The organism is Falsiroseomonas oryziterrae, assembly GCF_021864505.1.
GTDB lineage: Bacteria > Pseudomonadota > Alphaproteobacteria > Acetobacterales > Acetobacteraceae > Falsiroseomonas > Falsiroseomonas oryziterrae.
This window is the reverse complement of record NZ_JAKJIB010000006.1, coordinates 15,459-27,624: the sequence shown is the minus strand read 5'-3', so window position 1 is coordinate 27,624 and position 12,166 is coordinate 15,459. Positions and strand designations below refer to the sequence as shown.

The following is a 12,166-nucleotide window of genomic DNA, read 5'->3' as shown; positions in this document are numbered from 1 at the left end:
TCTCCGTGCAGGTCTCTGCGCGGCCGGGCATCCGGCTGCTGGACGCCTCTGGTCCGCCGCTTGCACGCTGGGCAGCGCCGGACGACCGATCGAGGAAGGAACCACGCAGCGATGCTGCAGACCGCCACCCCCGCCCTGCGGCGCTTCTGGTACCCGGTGATCCCGCTGTCGCATCTGAAGGACGGGCCGAAGCCCTTCACGCTGCTCGGCCAGAACCTGGTCCTGTGGGTGGATGGCGAAGGCAAGCCGGCCGCGATGGACGACCGCTGCTGCCATCGCACGGCCAAGCTGTCCAAGGGCTTCTACAGCAATGGCTGGCTGGCCTGCGGCTATCATGGCTGGGAATTCGGCGCGGATGGCCGCGTGATGCGCGTGCCGCAGCGCCCGGTGGACAGGCAGGGGGCGACCAACATGCGCGTGCCCGCCTACCGGGCGGAAGCGCGCTACGGCTATGTCTGGGTGGCGCTCGAGGACCCGCTCTTCGACATCCCCGATTTCGAGGAAGAGGCCGAAGGCTTCCGCCGCATCGACGAGTTCTACGAGATCTGGAACTGCGCCGGCCTGCGCGTGATGGAGAACAGCTTCGACAACGCGCATTTCTCCTTCGTGCACCGCGCGAGCTTCGGTGACCAGGGACACCCGGAACCGGCGAAGCTGGAGGTCGAGGAATACGACGACGGCTTCCTCTTCATCACCGAAGTCCCGGTGCGGAATCCCGAGATCCAGAAGAAGGTGCTGCGGATGGAGAGCGACACCACGGTGCGCCACATGCGCGGCCGCTGGTACATGCCCTTCCTGCGCAAGCTGCGCATCCGCTACCCGAATGGCCTCTCCCACTCCATCGTCACGGGTGCGACGCCGATCGACGACCGCTCCTGCCAGATCGTGCAGTTCGTGTTCCGCAACGACAGCGAGGCGGATGCGAAGGCCGAGGACATCATCGCCTTCGACCGGCTGGTGACGGACGAGGACCGCGACATCCTGGAGAGCACCGATTTCGACGTGCCGCTCGACCAGGCCGGCATCGAGATGAACATGCCCTCCGACCGGCCGGGCGTGCTGATGCGGCGGATGCTGCTGAAGCTGCTGGAAGCGCAATCCGCGACCGTTAAGGCCGCGGCGGAATAGCCGGGGACGGGGGGCGCGACAACGCCGCGCCCCGCCCGCCTCAGAGTCCTGCTTGCGTCACGAACTTCGTGTTGAGGTACGCCTCGATCGCCTCCGACCCGCCCTCGCTGCCGTAGCCGGAATCCTTCACGCCGCCGAAGGGCACCTCCGGAAGCGCAAGGCCGAGATGATTGATGGTCATCATCCCCGTCTCGACCTTCGACGCGACCGCATTCGCCGTCTTGGCGCTGCGCGTGAACGCATAGGCCGCGAGACCGTAGGGCAGGCGGTTCGCCTCCTCCACCACCTCGTCGAGGTCGCTGAAGGGCGCGATCATGGCGAGCGGGCCGAACGGCTCCTCGTTCATCGCGCGCGCCTCCTTCGACACCCCGGTCATGACCGTCGGCTGGTAGAAATAGCCCTTGTTCCCGATGCGCTCGCCGCCCGTGTGGACCTCGGCGCCCTTCTGCCGCGCATCAGCGACCAGGCTCTCGACCCAGGGAACGCGCCTGTCATGCGCGAGCGGGCCCATCTGCGTGCCCTCCGCCATGCCGTCGCCGACCTTCAGCCCCCTGGCCAGCGCCGTGAACTTCTCGACGAAGGGCGCGTAGAGCTTCTCCTGCACCAGGAAGCGCGTCGGGCTGACGCAGACCTGGCCGGCATTGCGGAACTTCGCCGCCGCCAGCGTCTTCGCCGCATGCTCGAGATCCGCGTCGTCGAAGACGATCGCCGGCGCGTGCCCGCCGAGCTCCATCGTCACGCGCTTCATGTGCTGCCCCGCCAGCGCCGCGAGGTGCTTGCCGATCGGCGTCGAGCCGGTGAAGGTCACCTTGCGGATCACCGGATGCGGGATGAGGTATTCGCTGATCTCCGCCGGCACGCCATAGACGAGGTTCGCGACACCGGCCGGCAGCCCGGCATCGGCATAGGCGCGGATCATCGCGGCGGGGCTCGCCGGCGTCTCCTCCGGCGCCTTCACGATGATCGAGCAGCCGGTCGCGACCGCGGCCGAGAGCTTGCGGACGACCTGATTGATCGGAAAGTTCCAGGGCGTGAAGGCGGCGACGGGGCCGACCGGCTCCTTCACCACCAGCTGGTAGATGCCCTCGCCGCGCGCGGGCACGACGCGGCCATAGGCGCGGCGCGCTTCCTCGGCGAACCAGTCGATGATGTCGGCGGCCGCCATCACCTCCATCTTCGCCTCGGGCAGCGGCTTGCCCTGCTCCAGCGTCATCAGCCGCGCCGTCTCGTCGGCGCGGGAGCGCAGGATGTCGGCGGCCTTGCGCATCAGCTTGGCGCGGTCATAGGCCGAGACCTTCTTCCAGGCCGCGAAGCCCTTCGCCGCGGCGTCCAGCGCCTCGTCAAGGTCGTCCTTCGACGCATGCGCGACGGTGCCGATGACCTCCTCGGTCGCCGGGTTGAGCACCGGGATGGTCCGGCCGGAGCGCGCCGGGCGCCACTGGCCGGCGATGAAGAGCTGCGTGTCCTGGTACATGCGTTCCTCCTGGCAGGGCGCGGAGACTAGGCCCGCGCGGCGTCGGCGTGAACCTTGGGGGGGGCTCAGCTGTTCGGCCCGCGTTCCATCGCATAGGGCTGCCAGCGCTTCAGGCCTGAGCCGGGCAGCACGGTCGGGTTGACGCAGGACATCGGCCAGCGCCCCGACAGCACCAGCGCCAGCTCCTGCCCCGCGCGGCGCTTGCGCGCCTCGTCGAAACGGGCCGAGGCGCTGGCGTTGTGCGGCGACAGGATCACATGCGGCATCGCGAGCAGCGGGTTGTCCGCCTTGATCGGCTCCACCTCGAACACATCGAGCCCCGCGCCGGCGATGCGGCCGGATTGCAGAGCCTCGATCAGCGCCGCCTCGTCCACCGTGGGGCCGCGGCCGGTGTTGATGAAGATCGCGTTCGGCTTCATCCGCGCGAAGTGCTTCGCCGTCAGCATCTTCCGCGTCTCCGCCGTGTCGGGCGCGTGCATCGAGACGAAGTCGGACTGGCTGAGCACTTGGTCGAGGCTCGCCGGCACCACGCCGAGCGCCGACATGGTGAGCTCGTCCACATAAGGATCGTAGGCCAGCAGCCGCAGCCCGAAGGCCTTGGCGCGCAGCGCGACCAGCCGCGCGACGCGGCCGAAGGCGACGAAGCCTAGCGTCTGGCCCATCAGGCGGGGGACCTTGTTGAGCTGCGGCCGGCCCTCCGCCCAGCGGCCCTCGCGCACCATGCGGTCCTGCTCGATGCAGCGACGATGCGTCGCCAGCAGCAGCATCATGGCGTGGTCCGCCACCTCCTCGATGAAGGTGTCGGGGCAGTTGGTGACCGGGATGCCGCGCGCGGTTGCGGCGGTGACGTCCACGTAGTCCACGCCGACCGTCGCGCAGGTGATCACGCGGGCCTTGCGCGCCGCCTCGATCATCGCGGCGGTCAGCTTCATGCCCTTGGCGTAGATCGCGTCGGCATCGGGTGCGGCGGCGATGAAGGCGGCCTCGTTCGGCGCGCATTCCACGATCTCGGCGCCGAGCCGCTCGAGCGCCTCCATCTCGTAGCCATAGCCGGCGGGCGCCTGGACCGCGGGCGTGAGGATCCTCGGGCCGGCCATCGCTTCCTCCCCTCTTCTGGACGGGCGCCGACGTTGCTCTAGGCTCAGGGACACGACAAGAGGAGGAACGGCATGGCACGGCTTGCCGGCAAGGTCGCCTGGGTCACGGGCGCGGGCAGCGGCATCGGCGAGGCCGCGGCGGTGAAGCTGGCGGAGGAGGGTGCTGCGCTGGTGCTGACCGGCCGCCGCCGCGCGCCGCTCGACGCGCTGGCGCAGCGGCTGCGCGAAGCGGGCGCGACGGTGGAGGTGCAGCCCGCCGACCTGATGGATCCTGCCGCCGTGAAGGCCGTGGGCGGCTTCATGGGGCAGCGTTTCGGCCGGCTCGACATCCTGGTGAACAATGCCGGGCTGAACATCACTCCGCGGCGCTGGGCCGTGCTGACGCCCGAGGGCGTGGACGAACTGGTGCGCGGCAACCTCTCCAGCGCCTTCTACTGCGTGACCGTGGCGCTGCCCTTCATGCGCGCGCAGCGCGACGGCGTGCTGATCCACACCGCGAGCATGGCGGGCCGCAACGTCTCGCCGCTCAGCGGGCCGGGCTACACCGCGGCCAAGCACGGCGTGGTGGCGATGAGCCACACCATCAACATGGAGGAATGCGTCAACGGCATCCGCAGCTGCGTGATCTGCCCCGGCGAGGTCGCGACGCCGATTCTCGACAAGCGGCCGAATCCGGTCGGGCCGGAGGAGCGGGCGAAGATGGTGCAGAGCGAGGATGTCGGCGACCTGATCCGCTACGTCGCCTGCCTGCCGCCGCACGTGACCCTGAACGAGGTCTGGATCACACCGACCTGGAACCGGAGCTACGTCGCCCAGCTCGAGCGGAAGTTATGAGTCACTCCTTCACCGCCCCGGTCAACGAGGAGACGTAGTAGTCCACGAAGAAGGAATAGAAGATCGCAACCGGCAGCGAGCCGAGCAGCGCGCCCGCCATCAGTGCGCCCCACTGGTAGACGTCGCCGGTCACCAGCTCCGTCAGGATCGCCACCGGCACAGTCTTGTTCTCGCTGCTCTGGATGAAGGCGAGGGCGTAGATGAACTCGTTCCAGGAAAGCGTGAAGCTGAAGATACCGGCGCTGATCAGGCCCGGGACGGCAAGCGGGAGGGTGATCCGGCGCAGGATCTGCAGCCGCGTGGCGCCGTCGATCAGCGCGCATTCCTCCAGCTCGTAGGGGATCGACTTGAAGTAACCGATCAGCAGCCAGGTGCAGAACGGCACCAGGAAGGTCGGATAGACCAGGATCAGCGCGAAGGGCGTGTCGAACAGCCCGAGCTGCACGACCATCGTCGCCAGCGGGATGAACAGGATCGAGGGCGGCACGAGGTAGGCGAGGTAGATCGCCAACCCGACATACTGGCTGCCCCGGAAGCGCAGCCGCTGGATCGCATAGGCCGCGAGCGTCGAGCAGAGCAGCGAGAGGAAGGTGGACGCGACCGCGACCAGCATCGTGGTCCAGAGCCACTTCGGATAGGCCGTTCGGAACAGCAGATGGTAGATGTGATCAAGCGTCGGCGAGCTGATCCACAGCGGGTTGTGCTCGGCGAAGTTGTAGAGCTCGGCATTCGGTTTGAACGCCGTCACGGTCATCCAGTAGAACGGGAACAGCAGGATGATCAGGAAGCAGGCGAGCGGGACATAGAGCGTCACGACACGCCGTGACTTGCTGTCCCAGGCCATCATCTCCGGCGCGGCGGAGGCGGTGTTGGTGTTTCCGGGGCTGGCGGCCACGTCGGACATGGTCGGCTCCGTGGTCAGTCGTTGCTCTCGCCCTGCTGCCACTTCCGCCGCGCGAGGGCGAAGTAGCTGAAGAGCGTGGCGAAGACGAGGAATGGGATCATCGCCACCGCGATCGCCGCCCCTTCGCCGAGCTGCCCGCCCGGGATGCCGCGCTGGAAGGCGAGGGTGGCCATCAGGTGGGTCGAGTTCACCGGCCCGCCGCGCGTGATCGAATAGACCAGCTGGAAGTCGGTGAAGGTGAAGATGATGGAGAAGGTCATCACGATCGCCAGGATCGGCAGCAGCATCGGGAAGGTGATGTGACGGAAGCGCTGCCAGGGCGTCGCACCATCCAGCAGCGCCGCCTCGTAGAGCGAAGGCGAGATGGTCTGCAGCCCCGCCAGCAGCGAGATGGCGACGAAGGGAATGCCGCGCCAGATGTTGGCCCAGATCAGCGACCAGCGCGCCGACCAGGGGCTGTTGATGAAGTCCACGTTGGTCTCGCGGATGCCGAGCTCGATCAGCATCCAGGAAATGATCGAGAATTGCGGATCGTAGATCCACCAGAAGGCGATGGCCGACAGCACCGTCGGGACGATCCAGGGCAGCAGCACGATCGCGCGGAGGATCGACTTCATCGGCAGGTGCTGGTTCAGCAGCAGCGCGAGCCACAGGCCGAGCGCGAATTTCCCGACCGTCGCGATGGCCGTGTAGAAGACGCTGAAGAACACCGCGTTCCAGAAGATCGGATCCTCGAAGAGGAACTCGAAATTCTCGAAGCCGACCCAGATCCCGCGCCGCCCGATCGTCTGGTCGGTGAAGGCCAGATAGACGCCGAGGCCGAGCGGATAGGTCAGGAAGGTCATCAGCAGCCCGACCGCGGGCAACAGGCAGATGACGATCAGGAAGGCCTTGTTGTCGAACAGCCGGGCAAGCGCGCCGGGCTGCTGGCGGACCTTGGTCCAGGCGGGCGCGGCGGTGGCTGTGGACATCGGGTGATCCCGCAAGAGGTGGCGCGGCGCCGAAGCGCCGCGCCTTCAGGTGTCAGCGGCTGCGGAAGTAACGCCGCGCGCGCCGCTCGGCTTCCGCCGCCGCGGCCTGCGGCGTTGCCTGGCCGGAGGCGACGGAGGCGCACATCTGCACCATGACGTAGTCGGCCGTCGCCGCCACCGAGCCCTCGGTGATCGGGCCCTTGAAGCCGTTCCAGAAGTTGCTGTTCATGGTGTCGCGGAACACCGCGATCTTCGGGTCCTGCGTCCAGGTCGCGCTCGCCGCATAGGCGTTGAGCGGCTGCGACCAGTAGCCGATATTCGCCCGCAGCCAGGGGTCGTACTGCTCCGCCTCCATCAGGAAGGTCAGCAGCGCCTTGGCCGCGTTCGGGAAGCGGCTGTGGCGGAACACCATGGCGTTCAGCGTGAGGCCCGCATTCGGCGCGCTGTCGGCCAGGCCCTTCGGCATCGGCGTCATCTGCGTGTCCTCGGCGATCGGGCGCAGCGCCGGGTCGTTCAGCATCGAGAAGTAGAGCGAGACGCCGTTCTGCGTCAGGTGGCACTCACCAGCCGAGTAGGCGCGGTTGTTGCTGATGTCGCCCCAGGCGAGCGTGCCCGGCACGAAGGTCGGGTAGAGCTCACGAAGGTAGTTCAGCGCGTTGATCGTCTCGCGCGAGTTGATCGCGACCGCGCCCTGCTCGTCCACCAGGAAGCCGCCATGCGACCAGACGAGCCAGTTCGCGAAGGCGTTGCCGTCGCCCACCGCATTGCCGAGGGCGAAGCCGGCCGGCTTGTTGATCCGCCGCAGCGCCTGGCAGAGGCGGAGGAAGCCCGCATGATCCTCCGGCGGCCGGTCGAAGCCCGCCTCGCGCAGCGTCGAGGTCCGCCAGATGGCCGGGCCGCCGGAGGCGCCGAAGGGCAGGCTGATCCAGCGGTTCTGCCGCATGCCGTAGGCGCGCGCGAGCGGCCGCCAGCCACCGTATTTCTGGCCGAGATAGGTCGCGACATCCGTCATGTCGTGGATCTTCTCGGCGAAGAGGTGCGGCCCGGCGTCGAAGCCGACGATGATGTCGGGCCCGGCATTGGTGTTCGCCGTCACCGCGGTCTGCTGGGTGATGTCCTCCCAGCCGACGAAGTCCACGCGGATCTCGATGCCGTGCTGCTGCGCGAAGCGCGCGCAGTTCGCGCGCCAGACCTGCTCGTCGGGCTCCACAAACCGCACGGGGCGCAGCATGCGCAGGCTGGCCCCGCGCTCGATCGGCAAGTTCGGCGCCGTCGCCGGCTGGGTCTGGATCTGGGCGGCCGCGCCGCCCGCGACGAGGGCCGAGCCGCCGGCCGCGAGTGCCGCGCGACGCGTGATGAGGTGTGCCATCGGACTTGCTTCCTCCTTGCCTGTTCTTCGCTTCTAGAGACGTCGTCCATCCGGCCCGAAGAGGTGGACCAGCGACAGGTCGGGCAGGACACGCAGCGTCTCGCCCGGGCGGCCCGCGATCCGCTCGCGGAAGGCGCCGATCATCGGCGTCTCCGCGATCCGGAAGCCCACCTGGGTCTCCGACCCGGTCGGCTCGACGATCGCGATGGTGGCCTCGATTCCGTCCGCGGCCAGGACCAGGTGTTCCGGCCGGATGCCATAGGTCGCGACGTTGCGCGGCGCATGCGGGGGCAGCGGCAGGACCGCGCCGCCCTGGCAGCGGAAGCCGCCATCCGCGACCTCGCCCTGCAGCAGGTTCATCGCCGGGCTGCCGATGAAGCCGGCGACGAAGACGTTGCCCGGCCTGTCATAGAGCTCGAGCGGCGCGCCGGCCTGCTCGATCCGGCCGCCGTTCATCACCACGATCTGATCGGCCATGGTCATGGCCTCGATCTGGTCGTGGGTGACGTAGACCGTCGTGGTCGCGAGGCGCTGCTGCAGCTCCCGGATCTCGCTGCGCATCTGCACCCGCAGCTTGGCGTCGAGGTTCGACAGCGGCTCGTCGAAGAGGAAGACCTGCGGGTGGCGCACGATGGCGCGCCCCATCGCCACGCGCTGTCGCTGCCCGCCCGACAGCTGCCGCGGATAGCGGTCCAACAACGCATCCAGGCCCAGGATTCGCGCCGCCTGCCGCACCTCCCGCTCGATCACGTCCCCTGGCGCCTTCGCCAGCATCATGGAGAACGCCATGTTCTCCCGGACCGTCATGTGGGGATAGAGCGCATAGTTCTGGAACACCATCGCGATGTCCCGGTCCTTCGGCGGCACCGTGTTCACGACCCGACCGCCGATCGCGATCTCGCCGCCCGTGATGTTCTCGAGTCCCGCGATCATGCGCAGCAGCGTGGACTTGCCGCAGCCGGACGGGCCGACCAGCACCACGAACTCGCCATCCGCGATCTCGACATCGACGCCGTGCAGGATGGGGGTGCTGCCGAACTGCTTGCGCACCTGTCGGACCGAGACACTCGCCATCCGCAGCCTCCCACGCGCCCCACTCGCGGGGGCTGCGTCTGACGGCAGGCTAACGTGCGTTTCGCGCTCAGCGCAACCATGGCGCCCTGGACGCCGTGGCCTGATCGCGTTACCCGACTCTCGCCACAACCCAGGGATGCGCATGCCCGACGGCTACCGGTGGCTTGCCGCCCTGCTCGCGTCGCTCACCGCATTGGGCCCGCTCGGCGTCGACATGTACCTGCCGGCCTTCCCGGTCATGGCGGCGGATCTGCAAGCGACACCCGGCGAGATCCAGTGGACTCTCGCTGCCTTCCTGCTCGGCATCGCCGCGGGACAACTCGTGTTCGGCCCGCTGTCGGACCGGCTTGGGCGGCGCCCGCCGCTCTTCGCCGGCCTCGCACTCTTCGCCGCGGCCGGCTTCGGATGTGCGCTCGCCGCCTCCACGGAGGCGCTGACGGTGCTGCGCGTGCTGCAGGCGATCGGCGGCTGCGCAGGCATGGTCATCGCGCGCGCCGTGGTGCGCGACCTTTGCGACGAGCGCGGCACGGTGCGCATGATGGCGGCGCTGATGCTGGTGATGGGCGCGGCGCCGATCCTGGCACCGATGATCGGCAGCGCATTGCTCGCGGCCTTCGGCTGGCGGTCGATCTTCTGGACGCTCGGGGCCTATGGCCTCGCCGCGCTGCTGCTGGTCTGGATGGCGTTGCCGGAAAGCCTGTCGCCGGAGCGCCGCCGGCGCGACAGCCCGGCGCAGGTCGTCGCGGTCTACGTCCAGATCCTGCGAGACCGGCGCTTTCTCGCGCATGCGCTGGCGGGCGCGGTGCCGATGCTCGGGCTCTTCGCCTATCTCGTCGGCTCGCCGGACGCGCTGATGGTCCGGCACGGGCTGAGCCCAACGCAGTATGGCCTCGCCTTCGGCTCCAACGCCTTCGGCCTGATCCTTGCCAGCCAGGTCGTGTCGCGCCTGGTCCGCCGCCACCCGCCGGCGAGCCTGCTCGTCGGCAGCCTCGTGATCTGCGCCGTGGCCGGGCTGCTGGTGCCGCTTGCGATCGGCACCGGCGTGCTCTGGGTACTGCTGGCCGTGCTGTTCCTCTACCTCTCGATCATGGGCGCTGTGCTGCCGCTGGCCTCCGCGCTCGCCATGGCTCCGATGGGCCGCTTCGCCGGCAGTGCCTCCGCGGTGATCGGCACGCTGCAATTCGGCGGCGGCGCGGTGGTCGGCATCGCCCTCGGCGCGCTCGGCGCCGGGTCGAGCTGGCCGATGGCATGGGTCCTGGCCGGGGCGGGCTGCGGCGGGCTCGCGCTTCATCTCGCACTGCGCCGCCAGCCGTCGTCAGTCGCGTAGCAGCGCCTCCGCCGCCGCGACGACCTTCGCCGCATCGGGCTTCAACGCATCTTCCAGCACCGGCGCGAAGGGGACTGGCACGCGGGGCTGCCCCAGGCGCGCCGCCCGCCGGAGGCGCGCGGGGCCGAGCCTCTCCACGACGCGCGAGACGACCTCCGCGCCGAAGCCGGCCACCGTCACCGCCTCATGCGCGACCAGCAGCCGTCCCGTGCGCGCGACCGATGCCAGGACCGCGCGCTCGTCCCAGGGCCAGAGCGTGCGGAGGTCCAGCACGTCGGCGGAGATGCCGCGCGCGGCGAGGGTGAGCGCGGCCTCCTCCACCGCGGGCACCATCGCCGACCAGGTCACGATGGTCAGGTCCGTGCCCTCCCGCATGCGACGTGCCTCCCCGAACGGGATCGGCTCGATCGCCTCCCCGACCTCGCCCTTCAGCGGGAAGAGGTTCTTCGGATCGAAGAACAGCACCGGATCGTCGCTGCGGATGGCCGAGACCAGCAGGCCCGCGGTGTCCGCGGGCGTCGCCGGCACGGCGACCACCACGCCGGGAAGATGCGCGAACCAGCTCTCCAGCATCTGCGAATGCTGCGCGGCGGAGTTGCGCCACATGCCGTGCGGCATCCGCACCACCACGGCCGGCCGCGCCTGGCCGCCGAACATGTAGCGGATCTTGGCGATCTGGTTCACCAGCTCGTCCATCGCGCACATCACGAAGTCGAAGATGCGCATCTCGATGATCGGGCGCGTGCCGACCAGCGCGGCGCCGAGCCCCGCACCCATGATCGTGCTCTCGGAGATCGGCGTGGAGACGATGCGCGCCGCGCCGAACTCCTCGATGAAGCCGCGGTACTGGCCGAACAGCCCGCCGCGCGCCACGTCCTCGCCCAGCACCCAGACGCGCGGATCGCGCCGCATCTCCTGCAGCGCCGCGAGCCGGGCGGCCTCCACCAGCGTCACCTCGGCCATCTCAGGCGGCCTCCACGGCGCCGGAATCCTGCACATCCTCCCAGGCGACCGCCGCATCGGGCCATGGCGCGGCAAGCGCGGCGGCGCGCGCCTGGCTCATCTCCGCCCGCGCGTCGCCCTCGATCGCATCCAGCGTGCGCGGTGCGACGCCCTGTTCCAGCAGGTGCGCGCGCAGCCTCAGGATCGGCTCCTCGGCCCGCGCGGCCTCGACCTCCCCCACCTCGCGCCAGGCGGCGGGATCGGTGCTGGTGTGGCCCATCAGGCGGAAGGTCGTGGCGTGCAGCAGTCGCGGCCCGCCGCCGCCGCGCACCTCCGCGACCAGTCTCGCCGCTGCGGCATCCACGGCCAGCGCGTCGTTGCCATCCACCGGGACGGCCGGCACGCCGAGCGCCTCGGCCCGAGCGGCGACGCCCGGTCCGGCGGTGACGCTCTCCGCCCGGGTGAAGGCCGCGACGCCGTTGTCCTCGCAGACGAAGAGGACGGGCAGCCGATACAACGCCGCCCAGTTCAGCCCTTCCAGGAAGGGGCCCCGATTGATGGCGCCGTCGCCGAAGAAGCAGCAGACGATGGCGTCCGAGCCGAGCAGCCGCAGCCCCTGCGCCGCGCCGACCGCGATCGGGATCCCGCCCGCCACCACGCCGTTCGCACCCAGCATGCCGACCGAGAAATCGGCGATGTGCATCGACCCGCCCTTGCCGCGGCAATGCCCGCCGGCGCGACCGAGCAGTTCCTCCATCATCCCCGCGACGCCGGCGCCCTTGGCCAGGGCGTGGCCATGCCCGCGGTGGTTCGAGGTGATGCGGTCGTCGGGGCGGAGGTTCAGGCAGACGCCGGCCGCCACGCCCTCCTGGCCGATCGAGACATGCAGCGGTCCCGGAATCTCGCCGGCGCGGTGCGCCGCCAGCGCCGTCTCCTCGAAGGCACGGATGCGGCACATCGTGCCGTAGAGCGCAAGCAACCTCGCCCGGTTGTCACCGCCGGCGTTCATCCTGCCGTTCCCCTAAACCACCCCTCTTGCCGGGGGC

General features: G+C 69.5%; 11 protein-coding genes. 3 read left to right on the top strand and 8 right to left on the bottom strand.

Annotation, left to right across the window (positions count from 1 at the left end; translation table 11 throughout):
* The first annotated feature begins 111 nt into the window (after positions 1–111).
* Positions 112–1,128 (top strand): aromatic ring-hydroxylating dioxygenase subunit alpha, encoded by a 1,017-nt coding sequence (locus L2I40_RS01495; RefSeq protein ID WP_237213084.1) that lies wholly within the window; start codon positions 112–114, stop codon positions 1,126–1,128.
* A 40-nt stretch (positions 1,129–1,168) separates the two neighbouring features.
* Here the strand turns inward: L2I40_RS01495 and L2I40_RS01490 are convergent, their stop codons facing one another.
* A complete protein-coding gene (locus tag L2I40_RS01490; RefSeq protein WP_237213083.1) occupies positions 1,169–2,602 on the bottom strand; it encodes an NAD-dependent succinate-semialdehyde dehydrogenase in 1,434 nt (477 codons plus the stop codon).
* 65 nt (positions 2,603–2,667) lie between these two features.
* A complete protein-coding gene (locus L2I40_RS01485) occupies positions 2,668–3,699 on the bottom strand; it encodes a C-terminal binding protein (RefSeq protein ID WP_237213082.1) in 1,032 nt (343 codons plus the stop codon).
* Positions 3,700–3,771: 72 nt separating this feature from the next.
* On the opposite strand from L2I40_RS01485, the gene L2I40_RS01480 reads away from it, so the two are divergent.
* Positions 3,772–4,533 carry an SDR family oxidoreductase gene (locus L2I40_RS01480; RefSeq protein WP_237213081.1) on the top strand — a complete coding sequence of 254 codons (762 nt, stop codon included), beginning with the start codon at positions 3,772–3,774 and terminating at the stop codon, positions 4,531–4,533.
* Between the two features lies 1 nt (position 4,534).
* On the opposite strand, the gene L2I40_RS01475 is transcribed toward L2I40_RS01480, so the two are convergent.
* The 4 genes from L2I40_RS01475 to L2I40_RS01460 are packed head-to-tail and all read right to left on the bottom strand — an operon-like array spanning position 4,535 to position 8,851.
* Positions 4,535–5,437 carry a carbohydrate ABC transporter permease gene (locus L2I40_RS01475; RefSeq protein ID WP_237213080.1) on the bottom strand — a complete coding sequence of 301 codons (903 nt, stop codon included), beginning with the start codon at positions 5,435–5,437 and terminating at the stop codon, positions 4,535–4,537.
* A 14-nt stretch (positions 5,438–5,451) separates the two neighbouring features.
* Positions 5,452–6,408, bottom strand: a complete 957-nt coding sequence (locus L2I40_RS01470) for a carbohydrate ABC transporter permease (RefSeq protein ID WP_237213079.1) — start codon at positions 6,406–6,408, stop codon at positions 5,452–5,454.
* Positions 6,409–6,460: 52 nt separating this feature from the next.
* Positions 6,461–7,777, bottom strand: a complete 1,317-nt coding sequence (locus tag L2I40_RS01465; protein ID WP_237213078.1) for an ABC transporter substrate-binding protein — start codon at positions 7,775–7,777, stop codon at positions 6,461–6,463.
* 33 nt (positions 7,778–7,810) lie between these two features.
* On the bottom strand, positions 7,811–8,851 hold the full coding sequence (locus tag L2I40_RS01460) for an ABC transporter ATP-binding protein (protein WP_237213077.1): 1,041 nt from the start codon (positions 8,849–8,851) through the stop codon (positions 7,811–7,813).
* Between the two features lie 142 nt (positions 8,852–8,993).
* Between L2I40_RS01460 and L2I40_RS01455 the strand changes: the two genes are divergently transcribed.
* The gene (locus L2I40_RS01455) at positions 8,994–10,178 is read left to right on the top strand and encodes a multidrug effflux MFS transporter (RefSeq protein ID WP_237213076.1); all 1,185 of its coding nucleotides are present in this window, start codon (positions 8,994–8,996) and stop codon (positions 10,176–10,178) included.
* Here the strand turns inward: L2I40_RS01455 and L2I40_RS01450 are convergent.
* Both L2I40_RS01450 and L2I40_RS01445 read right to left on the bottom strand, forming a co-directional pair.
* Positions 10,167–11,141 (bottom strand): alpha-ketoacid dehydrogenase subunit beta, encoded by a 975-nt coding sequence (locus tag L2I40_RS01450; protein ID WP_237213075.1) that lies wholly within the window; start codon positions 11,139–11,141, stop codon positions 10,167–10,169. The genes L2I40_RS01455 and L2I40_RS01450 overlap by 12 nt on opposite strands.
* Position 11,142: 1 nt before the next feature.
* On the bottom strand, positions 11,143–12,129 hold the full coding sequence (locus L2I40_RS01445; protein ID WP_237213074.1) for a thiamine pyrophosphate-dependent dehydrogenase E1 component subunit alpha: 987 nt from the start codon (positions 12,127–12,129) through the stop codon (positions 11,143–11,145).
* Between the last annotated feature and the right edge of the window lie 37 nt (positions 12,130–12,166).

Coding starts and splice junctions, on each gene's coding strand:
- L2I40_RS01495 (WP_237213084.1), top strand. CDS start 112: ATGCTGCAGACCGCCACCCCCGCCCTGCGGCGCTTCTGGTACCCGGTG.
- L2I40_RS01490 (WP_237213083.1), bottom strand. CDS start 2,602: ATGTACCAGGACACGCAGCTCTTCATCGCCGGCCAGTGGCGCCCGGCG.
- L2I40_RS01485 (WP_237213082.1), bottom strand. CDS start 3,699: ATGGCCGGCCCGAGGATCCTCACGCCCGCGGTCCAGGCGCCCGCCGGC.
- L2I40_RS01480 (WP_237213081.1), top strand. CDS start 3,772: ATGGCACGGCTTGCCGGCAAGGTCGCCTGGGTCACGGGCGCGGGCAGC.
- L2I40_RS01475 (WP_237213080.1), bottom strand. CDS start 5,437: ATGTCCGACGTGGCCGCCAGCCCCGGAAACACCAACACCGCCTCCGCC.
- L2I40_RS01470 (WP_237213079.1), bottom strand. CDS start 6,408: ATGTCCACAGCCACCGCCGCGCCCGCCTGGACCAAGGTCCGCCAGCAG.
- L2I40_RS01465 (WP_237213078.1), bottom strand. CDS start 7,777: ATGGCACACCTCATCACGCGTCGCGCGGCACTCGCGGCCGGCGGCTCG.
- L2I40_RS01460 (WP_237213077.1), bottom strand. CDS start 8,851: ATGGCGAGTGTCTCGGTCCGACAGGTGCGCAAGCAGTTCGGCAGCACC.
- L2I40_RS01455 (WP_237213076.1), top strand. CDS start 8,994: ATGCCCGACGGCTACCGGTGGCTTGCCGCCCTGCTCGCGTCGCTCACC.
- L2I40_RS01450 (WP_237213075.1), bottom strand. CDS start 11,141: ATGGCCGAGGTGACGCTGGTGGAGGCCGCCCGGCTCGCGGCGCTGCAG.
- L2I40_RS01445 (WP_237213074.1), bottom strand. CDS start 12,129: ATGAACGCCGGCGGTGACAACCGGGCGAGGTTGCTTGCGCTCTACGGC.